13 protein-coding genes are annotated in these 13,388 nt (G+C 25.7%); 11 read left to right on the top strand and 2 right to left on the bottom strand.

The genetic code is table 11. From position 1 onward, the window contains the following. Window positions 1-73: 73 nt before the first annotated feature. Complete coding sequence (fsa, locus tag IGS63_RS01210) at window positions 74-733, bottom strand: fructose-6-phosphate aldolase (protein WP_190615235.1); 660 nt, start codon at window positions 731-733, stop codon at window positions 74-76. A gap of 166 nt (window positions 734-899) precedes the next feature. Here fsa and IGS63_RS01205 point away from each other — a divergent pair, with 166 nt between their 5' ends. The 6 genes from IGS63_RS01205 to IGS63_RS01180 are packed head-to-tail and all read left to right on the top strand — an operon-like array spanning window position 900 to window position 6,624. Next, window positions 900-1,457: a flavin reductase family protein gene (locus IGS63_RS01205; RefSeq protein ID WP_190615234.1), complete on the top strand. Its 558-nt coding sequence runs from the start codon at window positions 900-902 to the stop codon at window positions 1,455-1,457. Then, window positions 1,450-2,064, top strand: coding sequence for a hypothetical protein (locus IGS63_RS01200; protein ID WP_190615233.1), 615 nt, complete (start codon window positions 1,450-1,452; stop codon window positions 2,062-2,064). The genes IGS63_RS01205 and IGS63_RS01200 overlap by 8 nt, the downstream gene beginning before the upstream one ends. 13 nt (window positions 2,065-2,077) lie before the next feature. After that, window positions 2,078-2,887 (top strand): hypothetical protein, encoded by an 810-nt coding sequence (locus IGS63_RS01195; protein WP_190615232.1) that lies wholly within the window; start codon window positions 2,078-2,080, stop codon window positions 2,885-2,887. Further along, window positions 2,862-3,875 (top strand): phenylalanine--tRNA ligase subunit alpha, encoded by a 1,014-nt coding sequence (gene pheS, locus IGS63_RS01190; RefSeq protein ID WP_190615231.1) that lies wholly within the window; start codon window positions 2,862-2,864, stop codon window positions 3,873-3,875. Before IGS63_RS01195 ends, pheS begins: the two co-directional genes overlap by 26 nt. 11 nt (window positions 3,876-3,886) lie before the next feature. After that, on the top strand, window positions 3,887-6,250 hold the full coding sequence (gene pheT / locus IGS63_RS01185; RefSeq protein ID WP_190615230.1) for a phenylalanine--tRNA ligase subunit beta: 2,364 nt from the start codon (window positions 3,887-3,889) through the stop codon (window positions 6,248-6,250). Window positions 6,251-6,261: 11 nt separating this feature from the next. After that, a complete protein-coding gene (locus IGS63_RS01180; RefSeq protein WP_190615229.1) occupies window positions 6,262-6,624 on the top strand; it encodes a hypothetical protein in 363 nt (120 codons plus the stop codon). A 31-nt stretch (window positions 6,625-6,655) separates the two neighbouring features. Here IGS63_RS01180 and gcvH read toward each other — a convergent pair whose 3' ends face one another. Next, window positions 6,656-7,003: a glycine cleavage system protein GcvH gene (gene gcvH / locus IGS63_RS01175; protein WP_190615228.1), complete on the bottom strand. Its 348-nt coding sequence runs from the start codon at window positions 7,001-7,003 to the stop codon at window positions 6,656-6,658. A gap of 196 nt (window positions 7,004-7,199) precedes the next feature. Here gcvH and IGS63_RS01170 point away from each other — a divergent pair, with 196 nt between their 5' ends. The 5 genes from IGS63_RS01170 to gmk are packed head-to-tail and all read left to right on the top strand — an operon-like array spanning window position 7,200 to window position 13,385. Then, entirely contained in the window at window positions 7,200-10,370 is a 3,171-nt protein-coding gene (locus tag IGS63_RS01170; RefSeq protein WP_190615227.1) for a PD-(D/E)XK nuclease family protein, read from the top strand. A gap of 14 nt (window positions 10,371-10,384) precedes the next feature. Further along, complete coding sequence (locus IGS63_RS01165) at window positions 10,385-11,515, top strand: cysteine desulfurase family protein (RefSeq protein WP_190615226.1); 1,131 nt, start codon at window positions 10,385-10,387, stop codon at window positions 11,513-11,515. A gap of 36 nt (window positions 11,516-11,551) precedes the next feature. Then, entirely contained in the window at window positions 11,552-12,430 is an 879-nt protein-coding gene (locus tag IGS63_RS01160; RefSeq protein WP_190615225.1) for a YicC/YloC family endoribonuclease, read from the top strand. Between the two features lie 38 nt (window positions 12,431-12,468). After that, window positions 12,469-12,762, top strand: a complete 294-nt coding sequence (locus IGS63_RS01155) for a DUF370 domain-containing protein (RefSeq protein WP_190615224.1) — start codon at window positions 12,469-12,471, stop codon at window positions 12,760-12,762. Next, complete coding sequence (gene gmk, locus IGS63_RS01150) at window positions 12,759-13,385, top strand: guanylate kinase (RefSeq protein ID WP_190615223.1); 627 nt, start codon at window positions 12,759-12,761, stop codon at window positions 13,383-13,385. Before IGS63_RS01155 ends, gmk begins: the two co-directional genes overlap by 4 nt. The last annotated feature ends 3 nt before the right edge of the window (window positions 13,386-13,388 follow it).

Raw genomic sequence — 13,388 nt, 5'->3', positions numbered from 1 at the left:
TCAAAAAAACAAGTGAGTTTCAAAAGTTGAAACTCACTTGTTTTAAAGGTTTAATAATTATTATATTAAAATTTTATTTTTTACTCATATATTCTTGATATTTTTTCCAATCAGCATTGAATCTTTCTAGTCCTAAGTCTGTCATTGGATGTTTAAACATTTTTTCAATAACAGCAAATGGTACGGTTACTATATCTCCACCAACTATTGCAGCTTCAAGAACGTGTTCGGGGTGTCTTACACTTGCAACAATTATTTCTGTTTTATAATCATAATTTTTAAAAATTTGTACTATTTGTTCAATTAATTCCATTCCCATATGTCCTATATCATCTAATCTTCCTATAAAAGGACTAACATATGTTGCGCCTGCTTTTGCTGCTAATATAGCTTGTAATGCGCTAAAAACTAAAGTCACATTTGTTTTTATTCCTTCAGCAGAAAGGACTTTAACAGCTTTTATTCCTTCTTGAGTCATTGGTATTTTAACAACTACATGTTCACTAATTTTTGCTAATTTTCTAGCTTCTTCAATCATTCCTTCAGCGTTGCTTGAAGTAACTTCTGCACTTACAGGTCCTTTTACAACTTCACAAATTTCTGATATTCTTTCTTCAAAAACTGCATTTTCTTTAGAAACTAATGTAGGGTTTGTTGTAACTCCATCAATTATTCCTAATTTTTGTGCTTCTTTAATTTGTTCAATATTTGCCGTGTCTAAAAATATTTTCATACTACACCTCCAATAAAATAATAAAATAATATTCACATTCATTATATCAAATCATTTTTACATTGATTTTAAGTATATAATTTAATTATTGTTTTGAAAATTTAATTTTATTAATGTATAATAGAAAGTATGTATAAAAAATGTATATTCTTAAAGAGGTGCTTTTATGGATATAAAAAGTTTTTATAGAAATATTGCTCTTCCCGTGTGTACTGTTATGGCTGGAGATGAAAAAAATTATAATATAATGACTGTTGCGTGGAGTACGCCACTGTCTATTAATCCAACTTTATTCGGTTTTGCAATAAAAAAAACGAGATATACCTATGATTTTTTAACAAAGTATAAAGAGTATTCTGTTACTTTTTATAATTTTGAAGATTCTAAAATGATAGAACAAATTGGAAGGATTTCTGGTAGAGAATTTGATAAAATAAAAAATTTAAATATTGAAATTGTTAAATCAAATAAAATAAAAACTCCATATGTAAGAGGTTATTTTTCATTTGAATGTGTATTAAATAATATTATTAATGTTGGAGATCATGATTTTGTAGTTGGTGAAGTTATTGAAGTTCATGAAAATTTAAATAATAATTTTAATCCTTCTTTATATGTTGGCAAAGATAGATATTCTACTATTAATTCATCAAAGGTTTATGATTTTAATACTTTGGAAATTGTAAATGAATTGAGAAAAAACAGGAGGAATAATAATGTCTGAAGTAAACAATGTTATTCTGAGAATTTTAAATCCAAGTATTGAATTTCCAGAAATAACATTAGAAAAAGGAAATTGTTTAGGAATTTATACAGAAAATGTAAAAAAACTTTCAAAAAATTTTTTTAAGTTAATTTGTGAACCACAGAAATTTGCAGAAAAGGTTACTATAAATAATCTTGTTTTAGATAAATCAACATGGATAGGTAGAACGTTTACTCACATAGTTTCTCCAGAGTTATGGGAAGATAGTATTTTAAATATTTTAAAGAATAAACCTCAGAGGCGACACTTAGTTTTTATTTTTGCTACTGTTGAAGAAGTTAATAAAAAAGAACTTTATGAGATATCTAAACTTATTGAAGATTATAAAAAAGAAGGTGCTGTTCTTGTTATAAGTAATTCTTCTGAATTATTTGAAGCTACAGTAGATACTTTATTGGATGAAAAAGAAAATGAAATTTATTTAGAAAATGGACTTTTCTATGAAGATATAAATACTGGAAAAATTTATGATGATATTGAAGAAGAAATAAAAGCAAAATTATTTGATATTAGAATTAAAAAGACAAAAATAAATATTGAAGAAAACAATGAAAAGTTTTATTGAGGGGAGGAGAAGAGTGAAAATAAAAAAAGTATTTTTTATTTTTATTATATATTTTTTATTAATATATTTTTTAAATGATATTTCTAATAAAATTTTTGAGAATGAAAAAATTATATATATAGGTAAAGTACTTTTTAACAAGGAAAAACTTGTTGAAATGAATAGCATGCCAGAATATGCAAAAGCTGTTATAAAATATAGTGATGGTAAGATGTTAGTTTATATACCTAAAAATACTGAGTACTTTAGAAAAATACTTCCAGATTTAAAAATAATTGCTTCAAATATTTCTGTTTTAGAAAAAAAAGTTATAGTTCCTACTTTTATAGAAAGTGATACATTAAAAAGATCAAGAGTTTTTGAAATTACAAAAGATGTTTATTATTTTATTTTTGCAATATTTATAGCTATTTTAGGATTTGTTTATAGACCTTTTTCTTCAAAAAAATATTTTTTATTGAGTTTTAAGTATAAAAAACAATTTATAATTCCAATATTTATGTTTTCAATTTTATCTTTTTTTATTTATTTAACTTCATATTTTTTTGATTATTCAACAATATCTATTCCTTTTTTTATAGGAGTTTCAATAGTTTTTATAGAAAATATTTTTCAAAATAAAATTTTTAGAGCTATGAGTTTAATAATATTAGTTTTTATTCCTTTTGTAAATGATACTTATTTTATATTTATAGTTTCAATGATAATAAATTTAATTGTATCTTTAATATTATTAAAAAAATATAACTTTATAAAAGAAAAAAGTAAAGATGAAAAAACCGGGGAGGTAATTGAAAATGATAGACAAGACAACAATGATTGAAGAATTAAAAGAAAAGCTTCAATCTCTTTCGACAATTCAAGAAGTTCAAAATATAAAAGCACAGTACTTTGGTAAAAAAGGTCAAATAACAGCCTTAATGAAAAACATTGGCAGAATAGAACCAGAAAAAAAGAAAGAATATGGAATGCAAGTTAATGAATTAAAACAAGAAATAGAAAGATTATTGAATGGGAAGTTAGATGAAATAAAAAAAGAAATAAAAAAACAAGAAGAGTTAAAAAATTGGGTTGATGTTACGGCTCATGGTGCAGAGAGAAGTTTTGGAAAAGAACATTTGATAGCAAAAACAATAAGAGATATATATGAAATTTTTACGCAATTTGGTTTTACTGTTGTAGAAGGTCCAGAAATTGAGGAACCTTGGTTTAATTTTGATGCTTTAAACACTCCAGAATGGCATCCAGCAAGAGAAATGCAAGATACATTTTATTTAGAAGATGATCTTTTATTGAGAACTCATACTTCAGCAGTTCAAATAAGGACTATGTTGAAAGAGGAACCACCACTTGCAATAATTTCTTCTGGTAGAACTTATAGAAAAGATGAAATAGATGCAACTCATTCAGCTATGTTTCATCAGCTTGAATGTTTGTTTATAGATAAGAAGGTTACTGTTGGAAACTTAAAGATGTTTTTAGAACAATTGACTAAAAAAATATTTGATAATGAAGATACAAAAGTTCTTTTAAGACCAAGTTATTTTCCATTTGTAGAACCTGGATTTGAAGTAGATGTAAGTTGTATGAACTGTGGTGGAAAAGGTTGTAATGTTTGTAAAGGAACTGGTTGGATAGAAGTACTTGGTGCAGGATTAGTTCATCCAAAGGTTCTTGAAAATGTTGGATATGATCCTGAAAAGTGGCAAGGTTTTGCTTTTGGTGTAGGTGTTGAAAGGATTGCTATGTTGAAGTATGGTATTTCTAATATGAGAGAACTTTATAAAAATGATATAAGATTCATAGATTAGGAGTGATTTGAATGAGATTATCAATGGAATGGATTAGTGATTATATAAAGTTAAAAGAAGATGAAACTGGAATTGTAAATAAGATAAAACAACATACAACGAATGTTGAAACGGTTGATGAAATAGCAAAGGGTGTAAAAAAAGTAAAGGTTGGTAAGATATTAAAAACAGAAGGTCATCCAGATGCAGATAGACTACAGGTTTGTACAGTTGATGTTGGTGAAGAAGAACCTATAATAATTGTAACTAACGATTTGAGTATAAAACCAGGTCATACAGTTCCAGTTGCTGTTGATGGGGCTGTTTTAAAAGATAACTTTAAGATAAAATCGAGAAAGATGCGTGGAGTTTTTTCTCAAGGAATGTTTTGTTCTCTTGAAGAGTTTGAGCTTGAAGAAAATGCTCATGGTGTTTATAAAATAAATGAAGATGTAAAGCCTGGTACAGATTTTTTAGAATACTTTAAAATAAATGATAAAGTTATTGAAATAGAAGTTTTTGCAAATAGACCAGATTTACTTTCATATGTTGGTGTGGCAAAAGAGTTAGAAACAATAAATGCTGGTACAGATTTTAAATTACCAGAATATACAAAACTTGAAAAAACAGATGTATTTCCTATAAAGTTGGAAACAACAGACTGTAATAGATATACAGCAGCTATAATGACAGATATAAAGATTGGACCTTCTCCAATATGGTTAGTTAGAAGATTGGCATCTGCTGGTATAAGAAGTATAAATAATATAGTAGATATAACAAATTATGTTATGCTTGAAACAGGTCATCCAGTACATGCGTTTGATATGGATTTAATTGGAAATCAAATAGTTGTAAAAAAAGGCGAAAAAGGGACGAAGGTTTTACTTTTAGATGAAAAAAAATATGAATTAAACGGAACAGAAACTTTAATAACAGATGGTGAAAAAATATTAGCACTTGGTGGAGTTATGGGTGGAGAACTCAGTGGAATAAATGAAAACACAAAAAGAATTTTATTAGAAGTAGCTCATTTTGATCCTGTAAATACAAGAAAAACATCAAAATATCATAAACTTCAAACAGATGCATCTTTTAGATTTGAAAGAGGTGTAGATCCAAATGATGCAGAGTTTGTTATGGGAAGGTTGGTAAAACTCATATCTGAACTTGCAAATGGAAAATCAGATGGCAAAATGGTAGATGTTTATCCAAATATTATAGAACCAAAAACTATAAAGGCTAGATATGAATATATAAAAGATAGGCTTGGTGTTGAAATATCAAAAGAAGAAGTGGAAAAGATATACGATTCATTTGAATTTAAATATCAAACAACAGAATTTGGATGGGTTGTTACTGTACCAACAAATAGACATGATCTTTCAATAGAAATAGATATTGTTGAAGAAGTGGGAAGAATTTATGGTTATCATAATATTGAATCATCTTTTCCAGAAACAGTAATGAAAGCAGGTACAAAGGGTGCAGTTGTATCTTTTAAAGATGAAGTTTCTAATATCGTGAGAAGCACTGGATACAATGAAATAATGACGTACTCTTTTATGAATATTGAAAAAATGTGGATGGAAAAATCAGAAATAAAATTATTAAATCCACTTTCAGCCGAATATGAATATATGAGACCTTTAGTTTCTTATGGAGTTCTTGAAAGTATTTCATACAACTTTAGAAATCAGAATAGAGATGTAAAGTTTTTTGAAATTGCAAATGTTTATTCAAAAGATGAAAGCTTAGAAAGTAAGATAAAAGAAACCTTACACTTATCTATTGGTGCAACTGGAAGAGAAAACCCAGATGATTTTACGGATAAGAGAGAAGTTTCTTATTATACTTTAAAGGGAGCTGTTGATACATTATTTAAAGAATTAAATATAATTCCAGAGTATAAAAGAGTAGAAATAGAAGGTATGTCTTATTCTCAAACTGCAGAAATTTTTGTTGATAAAGAAAAAGTAGGTTTTATAGGATTAGTGGATAAAGACTATGCTAAAAAGTTTTATGGAATAAAAGCACCAGTTTATATTGGTGAATTAGATTTATCAAAGTTATTTGAATTAAAGGTACCTTTAACAAAAGAAAATAAAAATTATGAATATCCAGCAATAAAGAGAGAATATTCTTTTATAGTTCCAATAAAAGTTGCATTCAGTGAAATTGAGGAAATTATAAATAAATCAGGAAAGATAATAGAAAAAATAAGTATATTTGATATATACAAAGGAAAAAATATGGATGAAGATAAAATAAGTATTACTATAACTATTACTTATAGAGCATCAGATAGGACTTTAACTGATGAAGATGTAAATAGAGTTGAAAATAAAATGTTGAAAAAACTAAACAATATTGAAGTTTCACTTAGAGAAAGATGAGGAGGTGAAGTATGTCTCAAGTTTTTGGAGAAAACACTGGAAAAGGTTTTGAAAAAGAAGAACCTCTCACTATATTTTTGAAAGCAATAGAAAGTGCTGTTTTTAAATCTGCAGTTAGAAAAAATAATAGAGTATATTTATCTGATATATGGTTTATAACCTCTTTGCCTAAAGATTTAATAGTTGAAGTGATTACAAAATACGCAGATACTATAAAAATTCCAGAAGATATTCAATTTATATATGATGATAAAAGAAAAACAAATATATGGGTGAGACCAGAAAAAACTGAAGAAGAAAAGAATGAAGAATTAAATGAAGAATTAAAAGATGATGAATTTAAGAATGAAGAAAATCAAATTATAGAAGAATAAAAAAAGAGTGTTTTAAACACTCTTTTTTTATTTATTCTGCATCGGTATCAGATAATTCATCTAGTTCAGAAGTATTAGAAAGTTCGATTTTTACAATCCAACCTTTTCCTTCTGCATCTTCATTGATAATTTCAGGAGTAGCATCTAATTCTTCATTAATTTCAACGATTTTTCCACTTATAGGAGCGTAAACATCAGCTGCTGATTTAACTGATTCAACAGAACATAATGTATCTCCTTTTGATAATTCTGTTCCAACTTCTGGTAAGTCAACGTAAGTTATATCTCCAAGTTCTTCTGCTGCATGATTTGAAATTCCTACAGTTGCCACATTTCCATCAACAGAAACGAATTCATGTGTCTTTGTATACTTTTTCATGAATAAGCCCCCTTTTTTATAATTTATGAAACTTCCACGATATTATAACATATAAAATGAAAAAAAATTCATATCATTTAAGTTAAATTTTCTTTTTAATGTTTAATTTTTAAGGATTAACTAATAAATTCTGCTTAAATTCAAATAAATATGGTAAAATATATTAGCATTTAAAAAGAAGGTGAGTAAGTTAGCTATGATAAATTTTGATTTTTTTGAATTAAAAAATACTCATTTTGATGAAGTTGCAGAAAAAGTTAAAAAATTATATGAAAAAGATCCTTTAAATTTTCTTTTTATAGGACCTTCTGGTTTTTATGTTAAACAAGTTGCAGATAGAGTTGCAAAAAAACTTAATAAAACAATAAATAGAGATGGATTTAGAGTTATAAATCAATACATAACGGAAATTTTTAAAGTTTATAATCCAACTTCAATTATAATTGATAGAGATTTTTTAAAGATATACATTGAAAAAGAAATAGAAGATTTAATAGAAAGAGAAAAAAATGATGTGGAATTTTCAAAGTATGTAAATGTACTTTCTAAATCTACAAAATCAACAGAGTATATATTAGATATCTTTGAAAAAAAATGGGAAATAAATAAGATTGAAGATAAAAAAGCTTTAACTTACTCTAATGTTTATTTAAACTTAGAAAATATGGAAACTAATACTAATTTTTATAAACTATATAAGAAATTAGAAGAATCATTAGAAAATATTTTAAATAAAAAATTTAATGATGAAATTAATATAGGGCAAAATTATGATTCTATTAGTATTTATAAATGGTTTTATACTAACTTTAAAGATAAATTAGGGAAAAATATAGTAATATCTGGTTTTTTTGATATATCTCCTGTAACTTCAAAAGTATTAGAAAAATTAGTTGATTCTTTTGAAAATTCACATATATATGCTTGGGAAATGCTTAAAGATAGAAGTTTTGAATCTTTAAAAGGTTTTTATAAATTTATGGATGATAAAATTAAAGTTTCTAAAAGAAAGCAAATTTTATTAAAAGATGTATTTAAAGAAAAGAATATTTCAATTTATAGAACTTCTGACATTGTTTTAGAAGTTGAAAAAATATCTAAAGATATAAAGAAAAAAATTTTAGTTGGAATTCAACCAGAAGAAATAGGGGTAGTTGTTTCTGATGCAATGACAGCCAAGATGTTTAGTGATTATTTTGATGAAATAAATGTTCCTCATAGATTTAAAGATGATAATCCTTTATCTCAAAGTAGAATAGTTTCTATTTTATTACAACCATTGAAAACTGTGGTTAGAGGATATGAAATAGAAGATATGCTTGCAATGATTGAAAGTGGATATTGTGGTAAAATCAATATAAATATTGATGAATTTGAAAAATATTTAAAAAAATTAAATCTTTTTTATAGTTCTAAATCATCTTTAAAAAAAAGAAAAGACGAATGGAATTCAGCTTTTGAAGATGAAATAAATAAACTTAAATATTCGATAAAAAACACAGAAGAATCAGAAAGAGTTAAAAGAGAATTGGAAACATTAAATGAATTGTTGAGAGTGTCCGAAGATCTTTTCAAACTACTTAAAGAAATAGAAGAATCTTCAAAAAACTTTAATGTATCAACTTATAGAGAGTTTTTAAAAAAATGGGAAGAAGAGGAAATTTTAGAAATAAAAACTTTGAAAAAATATGAAAATTTTGAAGTTATAAATTCTGAAATAATAGCTTTAAAAGAGTTTTCTAAAATGTTGATAAAAACTGAAAGAACTCTTGAAAAAATTATTGGGGATAAAAAAATAAATATTTCTAAATTTTATAGAATAATAAATGATTTATGTGAAATAGAAAAATTTAGAAGTTCAGAAAAGTATTCAAATACAATTGAAATAATGAATTTGAGCGATTCAAGATTTGTTAATAAAAAATACAAATATTTTATTGATTTTACTGAAAATAATTACCCTAAAGTGAGTATTAATCCCTTTTTAACTTCAATGAATATAGCTAATGAAAGTTTGAAAATATCAGAAAAAATGCATAGAAGAAGTTTGTTTATATCAATGATTTTTTCAGAAAATATAATTTTTTCTACACCTATTTCTACTCTTGATGGAGAACCTATTTTATCTTCACCATATGAAAAAGAATTTTTCAAATATTTTGATATAAAAGAAGTAAAAATGTATGGAGAAAAAAAAGAAGTTATTCCAAAAGATGCGGATGAAATTTTTTCTGAATTAGAAAAGGATATGTATTATATACTTCAAAATAAAGATTTTAATTTAACCAAAGAAGTAAAAAATTTAAAAGAAAACATAAAAAATAATAAATGGAAAATAAATGAAAAAACTAAAATTGGAACTATAAGTCATAACAAAGTTTCAACTTATGTTGACTGTCCATTTAGATATTATTTATCTTACATAGCTAAAATAAGAGGAGATAAAGATTTTAATATCTTTTCTGAAGGATTGATAAAACATGCTGCTATGAAAACTTTATTTGGAGAATATCCATATTATGATCATATGGATAATTTATATTTGAATAGAGAAAAATTAATTAATGAACTTTCAAATATTATTGAAGAAATTTGGAAAGAAATGATTACTGAAGGACTTGAAAAATATTCTGCAATAAAAGAAGTTGAAATAGAAAAGATATCTGAGGAATTGTATGAATCAATAGGTGAAATTTTAAAAGATTATATAAACATGGGTAAAAAATTAAAGTTAAACTATTCTGATGTTTTAAAAACAGAATACTTTGAAGAAACTAATATAAAAATTGGAAAATATAAGTTAAAGGCTGAGGCTAGAATTGATAGAATTGATAAAACTAATGGAAATTATATATATTTAATGGATCAATTTGAAGATAATTTAAAACCAGAAGCTTATTCTATTATTGATTATAAAAATAAAGCATCATTTCAAAGTGAACAATTATTTTTATACTATAAGGTTTTAGAAAATTCAAAAGAGTTTGATTTAAAGAATAAAGATGTTTATTTAAAGTTTCAACCATTAGATGGATCTGGAAAAATGGGAGATAAGTTTATAAAAATACAAAAAGATATGTTTATAATAAAGAAAAAAGGTAATAGCAAACAATTTCTTGCCTTAGATTTAAAAGAGTATGAAAATTGGTTTGAGAAAATATTATCAAATATTGAAGAATCAAACTTTGACCCTATTTCAATAAAAGATAGAGAAATAAAAAGGTTTTTAGAAGAAACTTCAGAGAAATATGGAAATAGAAAAACTGGAGAAAAATACTATGAATGCGAATACTGTCAATATTTAAAGTTGTGTAGTATGTTAGAATATTTAAAAAATTTCAAAGTAAAAAAAGGATGGAAAAAATAAGAAAGGAGAGAAAAATGATTTATTTTGATAATAATGCAACGACTCAAGTTGATAAAGAAGTTGCAGATTTGATTTATAAATATATGACTGAAAGATATGCAAATCCAAATTCAATACATGAATTTGGAATTGAATCAGAAGATGCAGTTGAAGAATCAAGAAATAGTATAGCAAAACTTTTTGGCGTTTTACCATTTGAAATTTATTTTACTTCGTGTGCAACTGAATCAATCAATTGGGCATTGCGTGGAGTTGCAAAAGCAAATGAAAAATATGGAAAACATATAATAACTTCTAAAATTGAGCATAGTGCAACAATAAACACATTAAAAACGCTTGAAAAAGAAGGATTTGAAATTACTTATGTAAATGCAAACAAAGATGGAGTTATTTCTTTAGAAGAAATAAAAAAATCTTTAAGAGAAGATACAATTCTTGTTAGTATAATGGCTGCTAATAATGAAACTGGAACTATTCAACCAATAAAAGAAATCTCTAATTTGATAAAAGAAAAATCACCAAAAGCTTATTTTCATGTTGATTGTGTTCAAATAGTTGGGAAAATGGACTTTAAATTAAAAGATTTAAATTGTGATTTAGCATCATTTTCTGCTCATAAGTTTCATGGTCCAAAAGGAGTAGGTATTTTATATAAAAAAGAAAGAACAAGAATTTTTCCAATTATTACTGGCGGAAGTCAGGAAAGAGGAATGAGAGGCGGAACACAAAATGTTCCTGGAATAGTAGGAACTGCATTGGCTTTGAAAAAAGCATTTGAAAACTTAATTAAAATGAAAAAAATAGAAGAAATAAGAAATTATATAAAGAGTGAAATGGAAAGTATGGGAGCAAAGATAATAACTCCAATTGATAACTCTGTTCCAAATACATTAGCTGCCTTTTTTCCTAAAACAAGAGGAGATGTAATAGTAAATGCTTTATCAGATGAAGGAATATACATTTCTACATCAGCGGCATGTTCTAGCAAAGGCGTTTCTGGAAGTAGAGTATTAAAAGAATTGGGATATTCTGAAACAGATTCAAAAGCAATGTTGCGAATTAGCCTATCTCACACGAATACAATGGAAGAGGCACAGTATTTCTTAAAGAAACTAAAAAATGTATTAAATTTTTTGAAATTTTAAAAATTTTAGTGTATAATAAACTTGGAGGGAAAAAATATGAGAAGTATGACTGGTTATGGAAGAATAGAAAAGATTATAGGCAACTATAACTATACTGTTGAAATAAAATCTTTGAATGGAAAGTATTTAAATTTAAAAACATCACTTGCAGGAATATTTTCACCACTTGAATTGAATGTTCAAAATTATTTAAAAAAACAATTTAAAAGAGGAAATATAAATGTTTTTGTTGATATAAGATTTTTGAATCCATCAGATTTTGTAGAAATAGATATGGGATTAGCTAAATCTTATAATGAAGCTTTAAATAAAGTTGCAGAAGAATTAAATTTACCAGACAAACCAAACCTTGATATTTTAACAAAATTTAGAGATGTAATAAAAGTAAAAATAAACGAAAAATCTCTTGAAGAGGTTTGGGGAGGATTAAAAGAAGTATTAGGAGAAACAGTTGAAAAAGTAAAGGAATTTCAATATTCAGAAGGTGAAAACTTAAAAACAGTAATTACTGAATATATGAATCAAGTTGAAGATTTAGTAAGCAAACTTGAAATAGATGCAGGTAAAATAAAAGATATCTATAGAGAAAGATTAATGAATAATATAGAACAAGTTTTAACTTCAAAAGAAAAAATAAATGAAGAAAGATTAGAGCTTGAAGTTGTATTAACAGCAGAAAGAGCTGATATTTCAGAAGAAATAGATAGATTAAAAAGTCATATAAAAAAGGTAAGAACAATTATAAATTCTAAAGATGAAGTAAAAGGTCAGAATCTTGATTTTCTTTCACAAGAAATGCATAGAGAGTTTAATACAATAGCTTCGAAATCTAAAATGACAGATATAACAAACTATTCAGTTGAAGGAAGAGTTTTAATAAATAAAATTAGGGAACAAGTTCAAAATATACATTAATAAAATATATTAATAAATAAAAAACTGGAGGTGTTTTTATGTACGGTTTAATAAATATAGGATTTGGTAATGTAGTTGTAGGAGATAGAGTAATTGCCATAGTTAATCCAGGGTCACAACCATTAAAAAGATTGAGAGATGTAGCAGAATCACAAGGGAAACTTCTTGAAGTTAATCATGGAAGAAAAACAAGAGCTTTTGTTATAACTGATTCTGGTCATGTAATAGCAAGTGCAATTCAACCTGAAACAATAACAAATAGATTTACTCAAAATTTTTATGATATAGAAAAAGCTTTAGAAAGAATACGTAAAGAGGCGTTTAACGGATGAAAGGAATTCTCTACGTTGTAAGCGGTCCATCGGGAGCTGGAAAATCTTCAATGATAAAAAAGGCTCTAAATGTAGTGGATGGATTTACTTTTTCGGTTTCATATACAACAAGAGCTATGAGACCTGGAGAAAAAGATGGAATAGACTATAATTTTATATCAGAAGAACAGTTTAAAAAAATGGAAAAAAATAATGAATTTTTAGAGTGTGCAGAAGTTCATGGATATTATTATGGAACTGGTAAAGAAGAAATAAAAAATAAATTGGCTGAAGGATACAATATAGTTTTAGATGTTGATGTTCAAGGTGCTTTAAATATAAAAAAAGTAATGGCTGATGATACTGTTTTAATATTTATTGCTCCACCATCTTATGAAGAGCTAAGAAGAAGATTAGAAGGAAGAGGAACAGAAAATCATAAAGATTTGACTAAAAGATTAGAAGATGCTCACTGGGAACTTTCAAAAATTTATGATTTTGATTATTTAATAGTTAATCAAAATTTAAATGAATCAATAAATCAATTGATTTCTATAATAATAGCAGAACAATTGAATATAAATAGAATAGGACAGCATCTTGGAAAGTATAAATTTTTTAAACAAACGTTTAATGAGAGGTGAGCT

The sequence above is a fragment of the Tepiditoga spiralis genome (assembly GCF_014701195.1).
GTDB lineage: Bacteria > Thermotogota > Thermotogae > Petrotogales > Petrotogaceae > Tepiditoga > Tepiditoga spiralis.
The sequence above is the reverse complement of the archived record's forward strand: the minus strand, read 5'-3'. Positions and strand labels throughout refer to the sequence as shown.

Coding starts and splice junctions, on each gene's coding strand:
- fsa (WP_190615235.1), bottom strand. CDS start 733: ATGAAAATATTTTTAGACACGGCAAATATTGAACAAATTAAAGAAGCA.
- IGS63_RS01205 (WP_190615234.1), top strand. CDS start 900: ATGGATATAAAAAGTTTTTATAGAAATATTGCTCTTCCCGTGTGTACT.
- IGS63_RS01200 (WP_190615233.1), top strand. CDS start 1,450: ATGTCTGAAGTAAACAATGTTATTCTGAGAATTTTAAATCCAAGTATT.
- pheS (WP_190615231.1), top strand. CDS start 2,862: ATGATAGACAAGACAACAATGATTGAAGAATTAAAAGAAAAGCTTCAA.
- pheT (WP_190615230.1), top strand. CDS start 3,887: ATGAGATTATCAATGGAATGGATTAGTGATTATATAAAGTTAAAAGAA.
- IGS63_RS01180 (WP_190615229.1), top strand. CDS start 6,262: ATGTCTCAAGTTTTTGGAGAAAACACTGGAAAAGGTTTTGAAAAAGAA.
- gcvH (WP_190615228.1), bottom strand. CDS start 7,003: ATGAAAAAGTATACAAAGACACATGAATTCGTTTCTGTTGATGGAAAT.
- IGS63_RS01170 (WP_190615227.1), top strand. CDS start 7,200: ATGATAAATTTTGATTTTTTTGAATTAAAAAATACTCATTTTGATGAA.
- IGS63_RS01165 (WP_190615226.1), top strand. CDS start 10,385: ATGATTTATTTTGATAATAATGCAACGACTCAAGTTGATAAAGAAGTT.
- IGS63_RS01160 (WP_190615225.1), top strand. CDS start 11,552: ATGAGAAGTATGACTGGTTATGGAAGAATAGAAAAGATTATAGGCAAC.
- IGS63_RS01155 (WP_190615224.1), top strand. CDS start 12,469: ATGTACGGTTTAATAAATATAGGATTTGGTAATGTAGTTGTAGGAGAT.
- gmk (WP_190615223.1), top strand. CDS start 12,759: ATGAAAGGAATTCTCTACGTTGTAAGCGGTCCATCGGGAGCTGGAAAA.